The sequence below is a fragment of the Rhizobium sp. FG113 genome, from assembly GCF_057809895.1.
In genome coordinates this window covers 184,517-201,828 of sequence record NZ_JBMDKV010000011.1, presented here as the reverse complement: position 1 = coordinate 201,828, position 17,312 = coordinate 184,517, and the positions used below count along the sequence as shown (strand labels likewise).

18 protein-coding genes are annotated in these 17,312 nt (G+C 62.9%); 8 read left to right on the top strand and 10 right to left on the bottom strand.

Going from position 1 to position 17,312, the window contains the following annotated elements:
* Nucleotides 1-88: 88 nt before the first annotated feature.
* The 3 genes from ACODTZ_RS23245 to ACODTZ_RS23235 form a co-directional block, all read right to left on the bottom strand.
* Nucleotides 89-487: a c-type cytochrome gene (locus ACODTZ_RS23245; protein ID WP_209232931.1), complete on the bottom strand. Its 399-nt coding sequence runs from the start codon at nucleotides 485-487 to the stop codon at nucleotides 89-91.
* A 60-nt stretch (nucleotides 488-547) separates the two neighbouring features.
* Entirely contained in the window at nucleotides 548-1,474 is a 927-nt protein-coding gene (locus ACODTZ_RS23240) for an XdhC family protein (RefSeq protein WP_489028449.1), read from the bottom strand.
* Between the two features lie 246 nt (nucleotides 1,475-1,720).
* On the bottom strand, nucleotides 1,721-4,003 hold the full coding sequence (locus tag ACODTZ_RS23235; protein WP_489028447.1) for a sensor domain-containing protein: 2,283 nt from the start codon (nucleotides 4,001-4,003) through the stop codon (nucleotides 1,721-1,723).
* Between the two features lie 260 nt (nucleotides 4,004-4,263).
* Here ACODTZ_RS23235 and ACODTZ_RS23230 point away from each other — a divergent pair, with 260 nt between their 5' ends.
* Both ACODTZ_RS23230 and ACODTZ_RS23225 read left to right on the top strand, forming a co-directional pair.
* Nucleotides 4,264-5,619 (top strand): TIGR03808 family TAT-translocated repetitive protein, encoded by a 1,356-nt coding sequence (locus ACODTZ_RS23230; RefSeq protein WP_489028463.1) that lies wholly within the window; start codon nucleotides 4,264-4,266, stop codon nucleotides 5,617-5,619.
* 159 nt (nucleotides 5,620-5,778) lie between these two features.
* The gene (locus tag ACODTZ_RS23225; protein WP_489028445.1) at nucleotides 5,779-6,438 is read left to right on the top strand and encodes a glutathione S-transferase family protein; all 660 of its coding nucleotides are present in this window, start codon (nucleotides 5,779-5,781) and stop codon (nucleotides 6,436-6,438) included.
* Here the strand turns inward: ACODTZ_RS23225 and ACODTZ_RS23220 are convergent, their stop codons facing one another.
* Nucleotides 6,439-7,335 carry a LysR substrate-binding domain-containing protein gene (locus ACODTZ_RS23220; protein WP_489028443.1) on the bottom strand — a complete coding sequence of 299 codons (897 nt, stop codon included), beginning with the start codon at nucleotides 7,333-7,335 and terminating at the stop codon, nucleotides 6,439-6,441.
* Between the two features lie 143 nt (nucleotides 7,336-7,478).
* Between ACODTZ_RS23220 and ACODTZ_RS23215 the strand changes: the two genes are divergently transcribed.
* The gene (locus ACODTZ_RS23215) at nucleotides 7,479-7,670 is read left to right on the top strand and encodes a hypothetical protein (protein ID WP_489028441.1); all 192 of its coding nucleotides are present in this window, start codon (nucleotides 7,479-7,481) and stop codon (nucleotides 7,668-7,670) included.
* A 47-nt stretch (nucleotides 7,671-7,717) separates the two neighbouring features.
* Entirely contained in the window at nucleotides 7,718-8,071 is a 354-nt protein-coding gene (locus tag ACODTZ_RS23210) for an MmcQ/YjbR family DNA-binding protein (RefSeq protein ID WP_489028439.1), read from the top strand.
* A 6-nt stretch (nucleotides 8,072-8,077) separates the two neighbouring features.
* On the opposite strand, the gene ACODTZ_RS23205 is transcribed toward ACODTZ_RS23210, so the two are convergent.
* Entirely contained in the window at nucleotides 8,078-8,698 is a 621-nt protein-coding gene (locus ACODTZ_RS23205; protein ID WP_489028437.1) for a glutathione S-transferase family protein, read from the bottom strand.
* Nucleotides 8,699-8,801: 103 nt separating this feature from the next.
* Nucleotides 8,802-9,167 carry a DUF4406 domain-containing protein gene (locus ACODTZ_RS23200; RefSeq protein ID WP_112982141.1) on the bottom strand — a complete coding sequence of 122 codons (366 nt, stop codon included), beginning with the start codon at nucleotides 9,165-9,167 and terminating at the stop codon, nucleotides 8,802-8,804.
* A gap of 118 nt (nucleotides 9,168-9,285) precedes the next feature.
* Here ACODTZ_RS23200 and ACODTZ_RS23195 point away from each other — a divergent pair, with 118 nt between their 5' ends.
* Nucleotides 9,286-10,041, top strand: coding sequence for a DeoR/GlpR family DNA-binding transcription regulator (locus ACODTZ_RS23195; protein ID WP_489028435.1), 756 nt, complete (start codon nucleotides 9,286-9,288; stop codon nucleotides 10,039-10,041).
* Here ACODTZ_RS23195 and ACODTZ_RS23190 read toward each other — a convergent pair.
* On the bottom strand, nucleotides 10,016-10,765 hold the full coding sequence (locus ACODTZ_RS23190; RefSeq protein WP_489028433.1) for a hypothetical protein: 750 nt from the start codon (nucleotides 10,763-10,765) through the stop codon (nucleotides 10,016-10,018). The genes ACODTZ_RS23195 and ACODTZ_RS23190 overlap by 26 nt on opposite strands.
* A 140-nt stretch (nucleotides 10,766-10,905) precedes the next feature.
* Nucleotides 10,906-11,913 (bottom strand): asparaginase, encoded by a 1,008-nt coding sequence (locus ACODTZ_RS23185; RefSeq protein WP_489028431.1) that lies wholly within the window; start codon nucleotides 11,911-11,913, stop codon nucleotides 10,906-10,908.
* A gap of 155 nt (nucleotides 11,914-12,068) precedes the next feature.
* Between ACODTZ_RS23185 and ACODTZ_RS23180 the strand changes: the two genes are divergently transcribed.
* Nucleotides 12,069-12,806, top strand: a complete 738-nt coding sequence (locus tag ACODTZ_RS23180; protein ID WP_489028429.1) for a DUF3750 domain-containing protein — start codon at nucleotides 12,069-12,071, stop codon at nucleotides 12,804-12,806.
* 108 nt (nucleotides 12,807-12,914) lie between these two features.
* Nucleotides 12,915-14,138, top strand: coding sequence for an MFS transporter (locus ACODTZ_RS23175; RefSeq protein WP_489028427.1), 1,224 nt, complete (start codon nucleotides 12,915-12,917; stop codon nucleotides 14,136-14,138).
* Here ACODTZ_RS23175 and ACODTZ_RS23170 read toward each other — a convergent pair.
* Complete coding sequence (locus ACODTZ_RS23170; protein WP_489028425.1) at nucleotides 14,125-14,745, bottom strand: helix-turn-helix transcriptional regulator; 621 nt, start codon at nucleotides 14,743-14,745, stop codon at nucleotides 14,125-14,127. The two genes, ACODTZ_RS23175 and ACODTZ_RS23170, sit on opposite strands and share 14 nt — an antisense overlap.
* Nucleotides 14,746-14,863: 118 nt before the next feature.
* Here ACODTZ_RS23170 and ACODTZ_RS23165 point away from each other — a divergent pair, with 118 nt between their 5' ends.
* A complete protein-coding gene (locus ACODTZ_RS23165; protein WP_489028423.1) occupies nucleotides 14,864-16,309 on the top strand; it encodes an MFS transporter in 1,446 nt (481 codons plus the stop codon).
* 3 nt (nucleotides 16,310-16,312) lie between these two features.
* Here ACODTZ_RS23165 and ACODTZ_RS23160 read toward each other — a convergent pair whose 3' ends face one another.
* Nucleotides 16,313-17,308 carry an NAD(P)H-quinone oxidoreductase gene (locus ACODTZ_RS23160; protein WP_489028421.1) on the bottom strand — a complete coding sequence of 332 codons (996 nt, stop codon included), beginning with the start codon at nucleotides 17,306-17,308 and terminating at the stop codon, nucleotides 16,313-16,315.
* Nucleotides 17,309-17,312 lie beyond the last annotated feature (4 nt).

The following is a 17,312-nucleotide window of genomic DNA, read 5'->3' as shown; positions in this document are numbered from 1 at the left end:
GTATGCGTTGGCTACGACGCGCGCCGGCCGGACGACCATCCGACTCCGTTTGAGCTAACAGAATGCTTCAATCTAACCAGGAAAGGCTCTAGTTGGCCGGCTGGACCGAGACGCTTTCCAGGTAGGATATGATGTTGTGCCTGTCCGCGGCATTGCCCACGGAGATCGGCATGAAGGAGCCCGGGACCATCTGGCGCGGGTTGGTGAGAAACCTATCCAGGCTTTCCGCATTCCATTGAACGCCGAGCGCCTGCATGCCCTTCGAATATCGCGCGCCCTCGACACTGCCAGCAGGACGGCCGACGACACCATCGAGATGCGGCCCTACCCTCTTTTGAGCGGCATCCAGCGCGTGGCATGCCGAGCATCGCTGCCGGAACAACATCGCGCCGGCGGAGGCATCCTGTGCTCTTGCGCCGATATTGGGAACGGCAACGAGAACCAGACAGGACATCGCGAGAGCGAGGCGTTTTCCCGAAAATGTCATGCGGTATCCTTTATTCGAACGGCTCTGGGCTGATTGTTGTTTGCGCGCGGAAAGGCCGGACTAGCGGCGGAGAGCGGCGATATCGGCGAGGATCGACAGGGAAAGCGATACCGCGTCCCGCGCCTTGGAAAAGATCCCGATCGGCGCCTTGATCCTTTCGATGGACGCTCTCGAGCATCCGAGCTCCTCGAGCTTCGCAACGCGCCGCGCATGCGTTCTGACGCCGCCGAGCGCCCCGATATAAAACGGCGCGCCGGCAAGCGCGGCGATCAACGGTCCGACTTCCCGCTCGATATCATGATGCAGGAGGACGAGCGCGGAATCGGGATCGAAATCTTCCGGCTTTGGCGCGTTGGCCGGATCGAGCTGGCGTACCTCGTAACTCGCCGATTGCGCGATGCGCGACAATGTCTCGGTTTCGATCGACTGTCCGGACACGAAAATGAGCGGCGCCGGACGATACGCCATCGTGAAACCGGCCTCGGACCAGCCGGTCTCGGCCGCCTGCGCATCGAACACGAGGGAGGAGGACGCGGGCACGTAACGCAGGGCAACGCGGCGCCGCGCTATCAGACCGCGGACGATCTCACTCAACGCCGTGCCGTCCTTCAGACAGTGTATCGTCAATGTCAGGCCGCCGCCGCAGGGCAGAACAATATCGAAGTAAGGCGAGCCCGCACCAAGCATCAGCTCCTTGTCCGTGCCGAGTTCCAGCGCCTCCAGCGCCTCTGCCGCAACCGCTGCCTCGACGCATCCGCCGGAGACAAATCCACAGAAGCCGCCATCGGCCCGCACCGCCATCTGCGCGCCAAGCGCGCGCGCCGCGCCGCCTCGAATTTCGGTGAGAAAAATGAGGGCGGCCGGCATTCCGGATTTCAGGGCATCGAGCGCGAAGGACAGGATTTCAAGCGGGGCGTCGGAGCTTTTCTCGCGAAACGGCACAGCCAGCGCCGTGCTGTCGACACCCTGGTCAAATCTCGTGTTCATCGGCGCTCACCTCGCTGTGACCGATCATGGAAGCGACAGGCTCGGAACAGACCTACGACATCGCAACCGACAATGCCAATGTTCCGGAAATGCTCATTGTCGATTCCGCGATCGATTGAAGTCGGACACAAACGGTCGACCATCCATCTTGGAAAGTTAGTGGCGAAGAGGCAAGATCGGTAGATATTGAAAACAGATAAAGCTTATGAATTGAGATTATGAATATAACGGACGACCAAATCTAGACTAGCCTTTCAGGAAGCCGGGAACCTGATCGGCGGGCAGCGGCCTGGAGAAGCGATACCCCTGCGCTTCCTCACACTTGGCGAAGCGCAGGAACTCCCGCTGCTCATCGGTTTCCACGCCCTCGGCGACCACTGTGAGCTTCAGGGTCTGGGCCAGCGAGATGACGGCGAGGCCAATGGCGACGGCGGTCTTGTCCGATGGCAGCGCCTCGATCAGCGAGCGGTCCATCTTGAGGCGGTCGAAGGGGAAGGTCTTCAGCGAAGCCAGGCTCGAATAGCCGCTGCCGAAATCATCGATCGAGAAGCGGATGCCCAGCGGGCGCAGCGCATTCATCGTCGCCAGCGCGCGGTCCGCATCCTGCATCAGCACGCTTTCGGTGAGCTCGAGCTCAAGCCAGCGCGGCGCAAGGCCGAAGCGCTCCACCGCTTCCTTTACCAGACGCGCGAAATCCTTGTCGGTAAACTGCCGTGCCGAGACGTTGACGCCAATGCGAAGCGGCGGCAGGCCCATGTCCTGCCACGCCCGCGCCTGGCGGCAGGCTTCGTTAAGCACCCAAAGGCCGAGCGGGACGATCAGACCGCTCTCCTCCGCCATCGGAATGAAATCCGCCGGCGGCACCATTCCGCGGGTCGGATGTTTCCACCGGACAAGCGCTTCGAGGCCCGTGACCGCGAGTGTCGAGACATCGACCTGCGGCTGATAGTGGAGGATGAGCTGATCGGAGATAATCGCCTGCCGCAGTTCCTCCTGCTCGCTGACCGGTAAATTGAGATCGGCGTCGCGAGCGCCGTGGTAATGTTGCAGTGTGTCACGCCCGAGCTGCTTGGAGCGGTACATGGCGCTGTCGGCGTTTGCCAGAAGCTCGTCGGCGGTGGCGCCGTCGCTCGGGAAAGAAGCGACGCCGATGCTGCAGGTCACACGCAGCTGCTTGTCCTGGTAGTTTATCGGCTTGCGCACCGCCTTGTGCAGCTCGCGCAGGCGCCGCGTGATGCCGGTGTCGTGGTTCGACTGGTGCACGAGGACGACAAGGAATTCGTCGCCGCCGAGGCGCACGACCATATCGGAGGCGCGAACGCCATTCGCCATGCGGGCCACGACTTCCTTCAGCACTTCGTCGCCTGCCCCATGGCCCAGCCTGTCGTTGATATCCTTGAAATCGTCGAGGTCGATATAGGCGACGGTCACCTTGCGGCCGCTGCGGCGCGCCTGATGCAGCGTCTTGGCCATGCGCTCCTTGAAGAAGGCGCGGTTGGGCAGGCCGGTCAGATCGTCGTGATGGGCCATGAACTGGATGCGCTCGTCGCCGCGGCGGCGCTCTATGGCGATGCCGGCGATATGCGTCGCCATGGCGACGAACTCCATCTCGCGCGGTGTCGGGCGGCGGACCTCGCTGGAATAGAGCGCGAAGGTGCCGAGCACATTGTTCTGCGCCGTCATGACGGGCATCGACCAGCAGGAGCGAAAGCCATATTGCTGGGCAACACCACGGTAATCAGCCCAGAGCGGATCAACCATCATGTCCTCGACCATGACGAACTTGCCACGCCAGGCCGCGGTTCCGCACGAGCCGGCGTTCGGACCAATGGTGACGCCATCGATCATGCGGCTGTAGATGCTTGGCAGGCTGGGCGACGCGCCGTGCCGCCGTCCGTCGCGATCCAGAATGAGCACCGAGCCCATTATGCCCTCGATCTCGGCCTCGACCAGAAGGACGAGTGCCTCAAGGATCATCTCGAGCGGCTCGTTGCGGGCGATCATCTCCACCACCTGCGCCTGGCCGCGGCGGAATTCTTCCTGCCGCTTGCGCTCGGTGATATCGCGCGAAACGCCGATCAGACCTACGACTTCCCCCTTCTCGTTGCGCAACGGAAGCTTCGAGGTGAGCCGGCAGGTGACGAGTTCGCTCAAGGGCGAACGGACCATCTCCTCGACGTCGAGCCGATGCTCACCCGTCGCCATGATCTCCTGCTCGATCTCGAAATAGCCGCGAGCGGTCTGGAAGTCGAAGAAATCGAAGTCACGCTTGCCGGTGAGATCCTCGGGATCGTCAACATCGAAGGCCCGCGCGACGGTTGCGTTGGCGAAGACGAAGCGGCTGGCGCGGTCCTTGACATAGAAAAAGTCGGGAAGCTCGTGGATGATCGCCTTCAGCCCGAGATCCTCGATACCGGCGGCCATGCTGCGACTGCTGGAGACAATGAGCGCTTGCGCGGCGGTGACGATCCTGCCCGTATCGATCTCGGTCGTATCGGCATCACGAAAGCTGGCACTCAAGTCATTCATGGTCAGCCCCCAGAGTGGCCGCACGGCGAACCACACCATCAAACACAGTCGCACACATAGTAAATCCTGAAGCGTTTCCGAATTCTTGGCGCACACTCAAATAAAAAGGTGAATCATACACCAACGGAACTGCACGAATTCCATGATTAATAAATAATAATGCCCTCAACCTTGAGTGTGCCAAAACGATACTTCCATCGCGGCACGGTTCCTGCATGGCTGATATCATGAACAGATCGCCGCTCCTTTCGTCCCTCCCCCTGGCGTCCCGCCGCAACCTCTTGCGTCTTGCCGCCTGCTCCACCGTCGCCCTGCTTGCCTCGCCCGCCTTGGCGGCAAGCCGGCAGCCGGATCTGCGCGGGTCGATCGACGCGGTGAAATACAAGGCGGTACCCGATCCCGGCGATCGCAAGAGCAGCAGCCTGCAGAAGATGATCGACGACGCGTCGGCGGAGAACGTTCCGGTGTTCCTGCCACCGGGTGTCTACAAGGTGTCGAACCTGACCTTGCCCGACAATACGCGCATCACCGGCGTGCCCGGCGCATCGCGGATCGTCTATACCGGCGATGGACGCCTGTTTACCGCCGAGAACGTCAAGCGCATCGAGCTCTCCAATATCGTCATCGACGGACAGAACCGCTGGCTGGGCGACGATAGCTCGGCGTTGGTGCAGTTCACCGGCGTCGATGACGTCGTGATCGACAATTGCGAGATCTCGGGAAGCCGCAAGCATGGGCTGCAGCTGGAGCGCTGCGGCGGGCGGATCGAACGGAGCCGCATATCGGGGGCCGCGCAATCCGGGCTCTACGCGGTGGAATCCTCAGGGCTATCGGTGACCAATAACGAAGTGTTCGACTGCGGCAATGGCGGCATCCTGATCCATCGCTGGAAGAAGGCGGCCGATGACAGCATCGTCAGCGGCAACCGGATCTACAGGATCGGCGCGACCGATGGCGGCACGGGGCAGAACGGCAACGGGATCAACCTGTTTCGCGCCGACAATGTCATGGTCGCCAACAACCATATCTCAGACTGCGCCTTCACCGCGATCCGCGCCAACTCGGCTTCCGACGTGCAGATCACGGGCAACCAGTGCCGGCGATCGGGCGAGACGGCGATCTATGTCGAATTCGAGTTCGAGGGGGCCGTGGTCGCAAACAACATGATCGACGGGGCCGCCAACGGCATTTCGATCGCCAATTTCGACAAGGGCGGCAGGCTTGCCAGCGTCACCGGCAACGTCGTGCGCAATCTCAAGCTCGACGGCCCCTACAAGCCGGATGTGAGCTTCGGTATCGGCATTGCCGCCGAGGCCGATACGCTGGTTTCGAACAACATCATCGAGGGTGCGCCAAGATGGGGCATGCAGCTCGGCTGGGGTCCCTACATGCGCAACTTGGTGGTCACGGGCAACGTCATCCGCAAGGCGCCGGTCGGCTGCGCGGTCTCCGTCGTCGATGGGGCCGGAACGGCCGTCATCACCGACAACGTGTTTCAGGACATGGCCGAGGGAGCGGTGGTCGGGTTCGAATGGGACAAGAAGATGTCGGGAGAACTGGCGGATGGCGCCGGTCGCTACGCGCATCTGACGGTCGAGCGCAATCGCGTGTCGTGAAGCATGTCGCGCAAAAGTGTGCAGCGGTTTTGCGGCACCGACATGCGACGAGGTTTAAGTCACCATCAAAAGCTTTGATTGACCCATCAGCCTTGAAAGCTTCCGCTTGATCGCCCTAGCCTCTAGGCTCGCCGCAGGTTTTAAGAGGGGCACATCATCATGCTGACAATCTACGGCGTTTATCGCTCGCGCGCCTCGCGCGTCTACTGGATGGCGGAAGAGCTGGGGCTGGAGTTCAAATCCGTCCCCGTGCTGCAGGCACGGCGCCTCGACAACCCGCTGGCGTCGGATGCGCCGGTCAATACGCTGTCGCCTGATTTTGCCGCCATCAACCCGATGGCCATGATCCCGGCCATCAAGGACGGCGATCTCGTCATGCACGAGTCGCTGGCGATCACGCTCTACCTCGCCCGCAAGCATGGCGGCTCGCTCTCCGGCCAGGGCGTTGAGGAAGACGGCCTTCTGACCATGTGGACGATGTGGGCGGCGACCGAGGTCGAGATCCACACGATCAAGCTGGTGATGACCTACGACAACGAGAAGGAAGACACCGACGAGGGCCGGGCGACAATCGCCGTGGCCAGCCGCTCGCTGAAGCGGCCGCTGGCGGTGCTGGAGAAGCATCTCGCCACCACCGACTATCTCGTCGGCAACCGCTTCACTGCCGCCGATCTCAACCTCGCCGAAGTGCTGCGCTATGCCCAATCGGAACAGGCGTTGTTCGACGCGCATCCGAAGGTCGACGCCTGGATCAAGCGCTGCCAGGCTCGCCCGGCCTATATCGCCATGCAGGCGGCACGCTCCAAAGAGGCGGTGTGATCAGATAAAGAGCTTCAAGGTCTCGGCCATCTCGGCGCGGATCCAGGCCTTGAAGTCCCTGACCTTCTTCGGTTCGCGCACCCCGTGCGCGGTGACGAAATAGTGGCCGAAGCCGGTTCTGGCGCGGATGCCGAAGGGCGCGACCAGCTGGCCCTGCTGCAGCGCATAGCCGGCCAGCGTCTGCCAGGCGAGCATCACCCCTTGCCCGGCGATGGCGGCATCGAGGCAGAGCGAAGCATCGTTGAAGACATGGCGGGTCTCGAGCGCCGCACCCTCAAGCCCCGCCGCGCGCATCCAGACGTCCCAGCCAAACATCGCGCGACCGTCGATAATCGCGGGCAGCGCCAGGAGGTCGGCGAGTTCGCGCAAGCGCTCGGCCATAGAAGGCGTGCAGACGGGAAACACCTCCTGCTCCAGCAACAGCTCCGCCTTCACATCCGGCCAGCGACCGTCGCCGACACGGATGCCGATATCGACATCGCAGAGCGCCGGATCGACCAGCTTCATGGTCGCGTCCATGCGCAGGTTGATGTCGGGGTGGTGTTCGGCGAAGCGATCGAGGCGATAGACCAGCCAGCGCGCGGCGAAGACCGGCGCCACCGAGATCGTCAGGATGCTGTCGTCGCGGCGCTGCGCAAGCGCCACCGCCCGCGACAGATGCGCGAAGCCTTCATTCAGCGCCGCCAGCAGCGGAGCGCCCGCCTCGGTCGCCAGCATGCCCTTGGGTGTGCGCTCGAAGATCGTTCGATCAAGCTGCGCCTCGGCCTTGATCACCTGCTGGCTGACGGCGCCGATCGACACACCAAGCTCCTCGGCCGCCGCCTGCAGCGAGCCCAGCCGCCCGACGGCTTCGAGCGCGCGCAGGCCGTTCAAATGTACCGAGTTCAGATTTCTCATATAGATTTTCTATATCAGGATTCCGTTATTCTCAATTGAAACCCTCGCCGCTTCGGGAGGATATTGCCTGGCATCAGACATGCACGTGTCGCCTACCAGGCGAGCTCCCACCGCTGGCAGCGACCGAGAAAGCGAGGCACTCCATGCAATGGCTAAAGTTTTTCTTGAACGAAGAGACCGCCGAACCGCCTTATGGGGCGGACCCGGCAGACGACCCGCTCTCCCATCCCGATCTTGCGCGGATGTCGCTCATTGAGTTAGCAGACCTGCCGCTCGAGCGTCGCGAGCAGTCCAATCCCATTCTCGAGGGGTCCCAGCTGGCGCTCTGCGCATAGGCTTCGAAATCTGATAGGCTCTTCCCGGAAGAGGACCGGGAGGATGCATGGCTGAGGATATCGACGCGATCTTCAAGCGGCTGCTGCGGCTTGTGGCCGAGGCGAAACTGCCGGGGGTCGAGGAAGGCACGTCCTATGGCAACCACGCGCTGAAGGTCGGGGGCAAGTCCTTCGTGGCCGTGAAGAATAACGAGACGATCGTGATTTCGATTTCGCTCGACGAGAAGGAAGCGCTGCTTTCGCTGGCGCCCGAGATCTATTTCCAGACACCGCATTATGTCGGCTGGCAGTATCTGCCCGTGCGTATCGACGCCATTGGCGATGCGGAACTGACCGATCGGCTGATCGGCGCGTGGCGATTGCGCGCGCCGAAGAAGCTTGCGGCGAATTACCCGCAGTGACGCGGCTTACGCCTTTTCGCGCGCAAGCGCGCGCTGCACAGCGGGGCGCTCGAGCATGCGGGCGTAGTGATCGGCTACCTTCGGGAAGCGCGCCGGGTCGACATCGTCGCTCGGTAGCCAGCCGGTCATGACGAAGAGATAGGGATCGGCGACGGAGTAGCGCTCGCCCATTACCCAGGGACCGACGAACATACCGTCTTCGATCAGCGCGAAGCTCTCCGCCATCGTCTCCGGCACCTTGGCCTTCATCGCTTCATGGGCGGCGGCGTCATCGGCCCAGCGGCTGGCGCGGCGGCCATGGGCGTGGTTCACATGCACCGTCGAGCAGATATAGCTGTTGAAGGCCTGCAGGCGGGCGAATTCGAAGGGGTCGTCGAGCGGCGCGAGGCCGGCCGCCGGCGCGATGGCGGCGATATAGGCCAGGATCGCCGGCGTTTCGGTGAGCACGCCCTTGTCGGTCGCAAGTGCCGGAACGCGGCCCTTGGGATTGATCTTGAGGTAGGCCCCGGAGCGCTGTTCGCCATTGGCGGTATCGACCCGCTTCGCCTCGAAGGGAAGGCCCGATTCCTCAAGGGCGATGAGGCTGGCGCGGGAACATGTGCCGGGCGCGAAATACAATGTCAGCATGACGACTCCTGTCTTTCAAGAGAGCATAGAGCGTGCATGACGGATTGCGAGAGAGAAAGAGAGACCGCATGCGCGGCCTCCCCGATTTGTCTCTGGCGTCGCTTCAAGCAGCCTTGGCGCAGCCCGGCACGTCTTCCAGCCGATACCAGACGGGAATGCCGCGCTCTCTTGCGATGCGGACGTCGTTGTCGGCGCCCTTGGATTCGCCTTCCAGCCGCAGCACGCCTTCGCACAGTTGCAGCAGGCGGCCCGCGACCGGGTGGAATATCCGCTCGTAGAGTTCATCGCCCACGCTTTTGCCGCCGGCGGCGTGCCAGACCGGCAAGGCGACCCATTCGCCGATCATCGGCACGTGGCCGGCTTCGAACAGAGCGTGCGACGGCGCTTCCAGCCGCTGCAGGTTGGCCGCCATCTTCGCCGGATCGTCACCGGTTCCGGAACGATAGGGGCCTGCAATCAAGATCAACATGTCTTTTCTCCTCAACTCCCGGCCTCATGCACGGGATTGCGTGAAAATGCATGATATTTCTTGATTGTCGAATCATTTCATGCAATATCAAGAAAATTCATTCAACTTCGTGAGCCTTATGCTGACCTCCCAACGCAAGACACTGATCCTCGACCTGCTGCGCCGCGACGGCCAGGTGATTGCCAAGCGGGTGGCCGAGGACCTCTCGGTGTCGGAAGACACGATCCGTCGCGACCTGCGCGAGATGGCGGCCGAGGGGCTTTTGAAACGCGTGCACGGCGGCGCGATGCCGCTTTCGCCGGAGCTGCCCGATTTTACGACCCGCAAGGATGTGTCGCGCGACGCCAAGCAGCGGCTTGCGGCAAAAGCGATCGGGCTGATCAAGCCGGGCCAGATGGTGTTTCTCGACGGCGGCACGACCACGGCCGAGATCGCCCGGCAGCTGCCGCGCGGGCTATCGGTTACCATCGTCACCCATAGCCCGACGATCGCAGCCGAGCTCGAGCATCATCCAAGCGCCGAGGTGATCCTGATCGGCGGCAAGCTCTACAAGCATTCGATGGTTGCTGTCGGCGCCGTCGCGATGGCCGCCATATCGCAGCTTCGGCCGGACCTGTTCTTCCTAGGCGTGACGGCCGCGCATCCCGCACATGGGCTGTCGACGGGAGATTTCGAGGAGGCCGCGATCAAGCGGCATATCGCCGGCTGCGCGATCGAGACCTATGTGCTGCTGACGGCGGACAAGCTCGACTGCGCCTCCGCCTGCCAGGTGCTACCGGTTGCTTCGGTTTCGGGATTGATCGTGCCTGACGATATCGACGAGGCGGAGCTTGCGCCCTATCGCAGCCTCAACGGCGCGATCCTTTCAGCATGAAGGGCGTCATCAGGCGGGCACCGAGGGTCTCGATACGGGGGCCGAACAGGCTTGCCGCGAGTGCGACCGAGAAGACGGCAAGGGCCAGATAGGCCAGCCGATCATCCAATGCGCCAAGCGTGAGTGCCGTTTCCAGCTTCGGCTGCCAGGTGGCCAGCAGGGCCGAGAGCGCGGGCATGTCGAGCAAGCGGCCGGGCATCCAAGCGAAAGCGGGTGTCTGCGCGAGCGCTATCATGGCGCCATACAGGGCCGAGAGCCGGATCGCGAGCCGTAGCCAGCGCCAGGGGCCAAGCGGCCTGCCCCCTCCATCCTCGAACGACCAGCCGATATAGGTGCATAACACCACCAGGAAGGGAAAGGCCACCGGCAGGTTCTGCAGCACCATCTCCGAATTCATCTGGCCGGTCCAGACATTGGCGAGCAGGAGCGGAAACGGCGCCGAGGCGCCGAAGAGGACAAGCACGAAGAGGCACCAGAGCCAGCTCATGCCGATGTGGTGAATGCGGGCGAAGGTGACGACGAGGATGATGCCGCCGGCGATGTAATAGCCGATCGGCTTGATCGTGCCGGTCATCATGAGGATCAGCGGCCCACAGGAGCCGGCCACACGCGCGCAGCTCGATGTCGCGACCGTTGCCCAGGTGACGTAATCGAAGCTCATGGCAAAGAACAGGAAGACCGCCAGAGCGATCAGCATCCACCAGAGATAGCGGCCTGCAAACATATCCTGCCCTCATGGCAATCGATGTACTGCGCCAAGAGTAGCTTAACCGGATGAAAGCGCACGCGCCGTCATCCGGTTCAGTTTCGCATATATTAGAATTGACTATCTTTTATGTTTGGAATGCACCATTCCGGCACGCTTTAATCAGAGAGTACCGCCGCCGCGCGAATATCGCCGACGTGAATACCATTCCAGTTGTGCATGCTTGAAGTCGCCAGCTCTGCCAGACCCACGCCGATGTCGCTGTCCTTGTCGAAGAAGCGGGCGAGTGCGGCGGCAACCATGCTTTCGGCGGCTCGCGCATGGCCGTCGTCGCATTTGACGGCGATCGAGATGCCCTGATCAGGAATGGCGGCGCAGAAGACACCCTCGGCACCGGTCTTCGCAAAGATGCGGCCGGGCTCCAGCTGCATCAGCTTCGTGCAGAAACGGCCGGTGCCGGCGACATAGAAGGGCTCGGCCATGCAGGCATCGAACAGCCGGCGCGAGGCTTTGGCGCGCAATGGTTCGAGGCCGTTGCCGGTCGCCATCCTGGCGAAGCCATGCGCCAGCCCCTTCAGCGGCACGGCGTAAGTCGGGATCGAGCAGCCGTCGGTGCCGCAATTGTCGTGGCCGAGCACGGCGCCGGTCAGGCTTTCCATGGTGGCGCGGATCTCGCGCTGCAGCGGGTGGTCGTAGCCGACATAGCCCTTGGGATCGACGCCCTGGTGGACGCAGGTGCAGACGAAGCCGGAGTGCTTGCCGGAGCAATTGTTATGCAGCGCCGTCGGCTTCTCCATCGTGCGGGCCTGGTGGATCAGCACCTTCTGGCTCGACGACCAGTGGCCGCCGCATTCGAGCGTTTCGACATCGCGGCCAGCGCGCGCCAGCATCGAGGCGGCGACCGCAACATGCTCGTCCTCGCCATTATGCGAGGAACAGGCGAGCGCCAGTTCCTTGTCGCCGAAACCGTAGGCATCGGCGGCGCCGCTTTCGACCAGCGGCAGCGCCTGCATGGCCTTGCAGGCCGATCGCGGAAAGGTGGGCGCCTCGACATCACCCAGCGAGAAGACGACCTTGCCATCGCCATCGACCGCGATGACGGCGCCGCGATGCCGGCTTTCGACGCGCGCGCCGCGGGTGACTTCAACGGTGACGGGATTGGTCATGGGCTTATCCTGATATTCTGAACAGGCTGTCACGCATAAATGATGGGCGCGATAAAGCAATCGGGTTCATGTTGAAAAAGAGCGGCGCAATTGCACCATCTTGCTCGTCACATCCTTGGCCACAACCGCACGTCAGCAAAGGTCCCCGGCGTTTCATGCGTCATATCAAACGGCTCCTTCTTCTCATCCTCGTCGTCTATCTACTGCCGGCCCTGGCGTCGGCCGGGTGGTGGTCCCTGCAAAACCACCCGAGCTCATGGCGGGAGGCCGAATGGGGCACATCGGGCGTGCTGCCTAGCGCTGACGCCAGCGGGGAAGCCAAGATCTACATCATGTCGGCAAGCACCGGCGGGCTGAAGGGCGCGGTCGCCAGCCACTCGTGGATCGTCACCAAGGCCAAGGGCGACGCGACCTACAATCGCTACGACAAGGTCGGCTGGGGCTCGCCGATCCGCCGCAACAATTATGTCGCTGACGCCTATTGGTATTCCAACACGCCTCATATCGTGAAGGAAATCTCGGGCGACGAGGCCCAGAGGCTCATTCCGGCCGTCGAGGCGGCGATCCAATCCTATCCCTATGCCGGCGTCGGCGACTACCGGATCTATCCGGGCCCGAATTCCAACAGCTTCGTCGCGCATGTGCTGCGCACGGTGCCCGATCTCGACACGGTGCTGCCGCCCGATGCGGTCGGGCGCGATTTCCTCAGCGATGGGCGGATGTTTGCGATCGATGCCGACGGGCGCGACATGCATGCGACGCTTTACGGCCTGATCGGCATCGCCGCCGGCCAGCGCAGCGGCTTCGAAATGCACTTCATGGGCCTGGTCGCCGGCATAGACGTCGCCAATCCCGGAGTGAAGATCCCGGCGATCGGGCGGATCGGGCTTTAGCGGGCGGAGGCGCTGAACACCGATCACATAATTGAATGGACGCCATCGCGGACACGAGGTTGCAATCAGGTGGTGCGGGTCTAGACTTTTGGCAACTGGAGTCGCCGCATGTCATCCGCCTTCTCGTCCATTCTCCGCGATCAACGAATACGCATTCCGTCGCTTACGCTTGTGACGCTTGCCTTCACCTATGCCTCAACGATGCCGTATCAATCCATCATCGGCATTACCGAACTGGGCATGTCTGATCACGCCTATTCGATACTGATCTTCGCCGCCGCACTTATCAATGTCGTGACCAGCCTGACGCTCGGCATCTGGTCCGACAAGCTCGGCGACCGCAGGCTGCTGGTGCTGGCACTGTCGGTAAGCGGCATGATCGGCTTCGGGATGATCTACGCGTTCCGCAATACGGCCGCCTTCATGATCGGCGTGCTGCTGTTCATCCCGATCAGCAACGCGACCTATTCGGTGCTTCTAGCGAGCATCCGCGCGGCAACAAACACCATGGATCGCGGCAAGGCGGCTGCGATCACTTCGACGGTACGGGCGCTGTTTTCCGGGTCATGGGCGCTGGCGCCGGGTTTGATCGGCCTGTATCTCGTCAGCGCGCACTCGATGACGCCGGCCTACGGCATTGCCGGGCTGGCAAGCCTCGTGTGTTTCTGCCTGTATCTCTTCCTGGCGAAGGGCGAGCCAAGGCGAGATGCGTTGTCCCCGCAACAAGTTGGCTTCTTCAGTTCGCTCGCGCTTGTCTTCTCGCCTCGCGTGCTGATGCGTGTCGGCATCTTGTCGATGATGCTGGGCCTGCAGCGGTTGAGCAGCGTGGTGTCGCCGCTGATCATCACTCATGATGCCGGCGGCAGCGTGGCGGATGTGGGGATCACAGCCGGCATGGTCGCGTTCCTGGAAATGCCGTTCATGCTGATGTGGGGCGCATTGCAGCGACGTTTTCGCAGCGTCCATATCCTGGCTACCGGGACGCTGATCTATTGCGTCTATCTGGTGATGCTCAGCCTCGTTACCGCGCCGTGGCAAATCTATGCGCTCGTCGTCGTCAACGCCTGCGGTTGCGCGGCGATCCTCAGCGTGCCCATCACCTACCTACAGGACCTGATTGCCGACCGGCCAGGGCTTGGCACATCACTCATCTCGGTCAATACTTTTGCGGCGAACGGCGTCAGCGCGGGAATTTTTGCCCTGGGAACAACCTTCACAAGCTATTCGGGAACCGCCTTGCTGGCGGCCGGTGTCGGCGTTGCCGCGATATTGCTGCTGCTATTCGTGGAGGCTGAAAAGCACCAGCTGCAGCAATCCGCTAGCCCACGCTAATCCTGTAAGCACAACGCCGCGCGCCGTGGAGGATGTGTTCCTCGCGCTCGACGTCCGCGCCGAGGATGCTGCGGAAGGTTTCGAGTTCGGAGCGGCAGAAGCCGGCGCAGGCGGTGGCGGCGGCGCAGATCGGGCAGTGGTTTTCGATCAGGAGCAGCGAGCCGTCCTCTTCCTGCCAGCTATCGGCCATGTAGCCTTCGTCGGTGCGGATGCCGGCCAGCTGGCGGACGCGCGTGGGAAGATCTTTAGCGGTGATCTCGCTGCGGTAGCGCGCCAGCGTCTCAGTCTCGCGGGCGGCGATGACGGTGTCGAGCGCCTGCGGGCCGAGGCTCTCGACCATGGTCGCGAGAAGCGTCGCGGTCAGTTCGGCGTGGCGATCGGGGAATCGGGCGTTGCCGGATGGCGTCAGGTGCCAGAGCTGGCGGGGGCGGCCCCTGCCCGGCGTGGGCTCGGAGACGGGCTCGACCAACCCTTCGTCCGCCATCTTCGCCAGTTGCTGGCGCGCGGCCTCGCCGGAAATGGACAGCGCATCGCCGATGGCCGATAGGAGTTGTGGCCCTTCGGTCTTGAGCAGCATCAGGATTCGGTTAGCTGATGATTGGCGCATAGGCTGATATTTTTCCAAGCTTGTTCTTGCTTTAATAACGCGGCCGTGTATTTTTTCCAAGCTATAACTTGTAAAAAACTTCCCAAAAGCTTTCCAGGAAACATTCAAGGCATTCCGCATGAGCAGCATCGACGACGTCGCGACGGAGCGCTCCTCCGTCTTCCATCTTTTTTCCAGGCCGGTCCTGGCCGCCACGCTGATGCTCGGCGGCGGCGTGACGCTCTATGCGGTCGAGGCCTATATCATGGCGACGATCGCGCCATCGATCGTGCGCGATATCGGCGGGCTGGAACTGCTCTCGTGGGTCACCACGCTGTTCGTCGCGGCGGCCGTGCTCGGCTCCATCTTCGTCGCCATGCGGCCGCGCGGCATCGGCCTGCGCACGGTTTACGTGGCCGGTGCTCTCATGTTTGCGGCCGGCAGCCTGATCTGCGCGCTGGCGCCCTCCATGCAGGTCATTCTGGCCGGACGCGCCGTGCAGGGGTTTGGAGCCGGCGCGCTCGGCGGGCTTGCCTATGCATTCATCCGCTTTGCCTATCCAGAGCACCTCTGGCGCAAGGCCTCGACGCTCTATGCGGCGATCTGGGGCGTGGCGACGCTGCTCGGCCCAAGCCTTGGCGGCCTGTTCTCCGACGGCAGCACCTGGCGCCACGCCTTCATGCTGCTTGTTCCCGTGAGCGTGCTCATGGCTATCCTTGCGCCCGTGCTGCTGCCGTCGGCGCATGACGACCGGGCTCCCGGGCGCACGCCGATCACGCAGATCGCGCTGCTCCTGGCGGCCGTGCTTCTGGTCAGCATCGCCGGCACGATCGAGGCGACGCAATCGAAAGCGCTGCTGGTCGCGGCATCGCTCATCGCCGTGGTCGCCATGCTCGGCATAGAGCGGCGAAGCGGGAACCGCCTGCTGCCGACAGGCGCCGTGGCCCTCAGCATGCCGATTTCCCGTGTCTACCTGATGATGTTCCTGCTGATCCTGGTGCTGACCAGCGACATCTACATCCCCTATTTCCTGCAATCCCTACACAATGTCAGCCCGCTGGAATCGGGATACCTCACGGCGCTGGTCGCGCTTGGCTGGACGGTGGCAGCGTTTCTCAGCGCCTCGTTCTCCGGCCCCCGCGCCGGCCGCGCCATCGTTATCGGCTGCGTGATCGAGACGGTTGCGGTCGCGGCGCTGGCGATCTTCCTGGCACGCGACAACCAGGCAGGCAGCATCGCGCTGCTCGCGCCGGCCGTCGTCTTCATGTTCCTCATGGGGTTCGGGGTCGGGCTCGGCTGGGCGCATCTGGTGACCAAGGTGCTACGCCTCGTCGCGACATCGGAGCAGGACAAGGCCTCGGCGGCGATCACCACCGTGCAATCGCTCGGAAGCGCGTTCGGCGCAGCCTTCGCGGGCGTCATCGTCAACAGCACCGGCCTGCTTGCGCCAGGCGGCGTTGCCGGCGGCATATCCGCGGCGCATTGGCTGTTCGTGCTGATGGCGCTGCCGGGGATCGTGACGATTCTGATCTCGCTGTCGATCCAGAAGTCCGGCAACGAGACGCAAGCGACGGCAGCGGCGTGATCGTCAGAGACGCAGCATGATCTTGCCGATATGGCTGCTCGATTCCATCAGCTTGTGGGCTTCGACGACATCCTCGAAAGCGAAGGTCTTGTGGATCACGGGGGCAAGCTTGCCCTCGTCGAGCAGCGGCCAGACCTGCGACAGGAGATCGTCGCGGATGGCGCGTTTTTCTTCCGGCGTGCGCGGGCGCAGCGTCGAGCCCGTTACCGTCAGCCGCTTGACCATGATCGGTGCGAGGTTGGCCGTTTCGGCAACCGCGCCGCCTAGGAAGGCGATGATCGAGAGGCAGCCGTCCTTCGCCAGCGAGGCGAGGTTCTTCTCGAAATAGGCGGCGCCTATCATATCGAGGATCATGTCGACGCCCTGGCCGGTCTCGGCCTTGATCACCTCGGCGAAATCCTCGGTCTTGTAGTTGATGGCACGCTTCGCGCCGAGCTTGACGCAGGCGTCGCATTTTTCCTGCGAACCCGCAGTCGCATAGACCTCGGCGCCGAAGGCGCGGGCCAGTTGGATCGCCGTAGTTCCGATGCCGCTGGTGCCGCCGTGGATGAGCACCTTCTCACCTTCGGTCAGCCCCGCCATCTGGAACATGTTGGCCCAGACCGTGAAGTAGTTTTCAGGAAGTGCTGCCGCCTGGACCGCATCGTAGCCGTTGGGGAAGCGCAGTGCCTGGCCTGAGGGAATGAGGCAATATTCGGCATAGGCGCCGCCATTGGTGAGGCCGCAGACCTTGTCGCCGACAGAATAACCGCTGACGCCGGGGCCGATCGCGACCACTTCGCCAGCGATCTCGAGGCCGAGGATCGGGCTTGCATCCTTCGGTGGCGGATAGGTGCCCTGGCGCTGCGCGACATCGGGACGGTTGACGCCGATCGCCTGGGTGCGCACGAGGATCTGCCCCTCGCCCGCCACGGGCACTGGCCCGCTCGATATGGTCATCACGTCAGGGGCGCCGAAGCGGGGCAAATCGACAAAACGCATAAGCGCAGGCAAAGACATCACC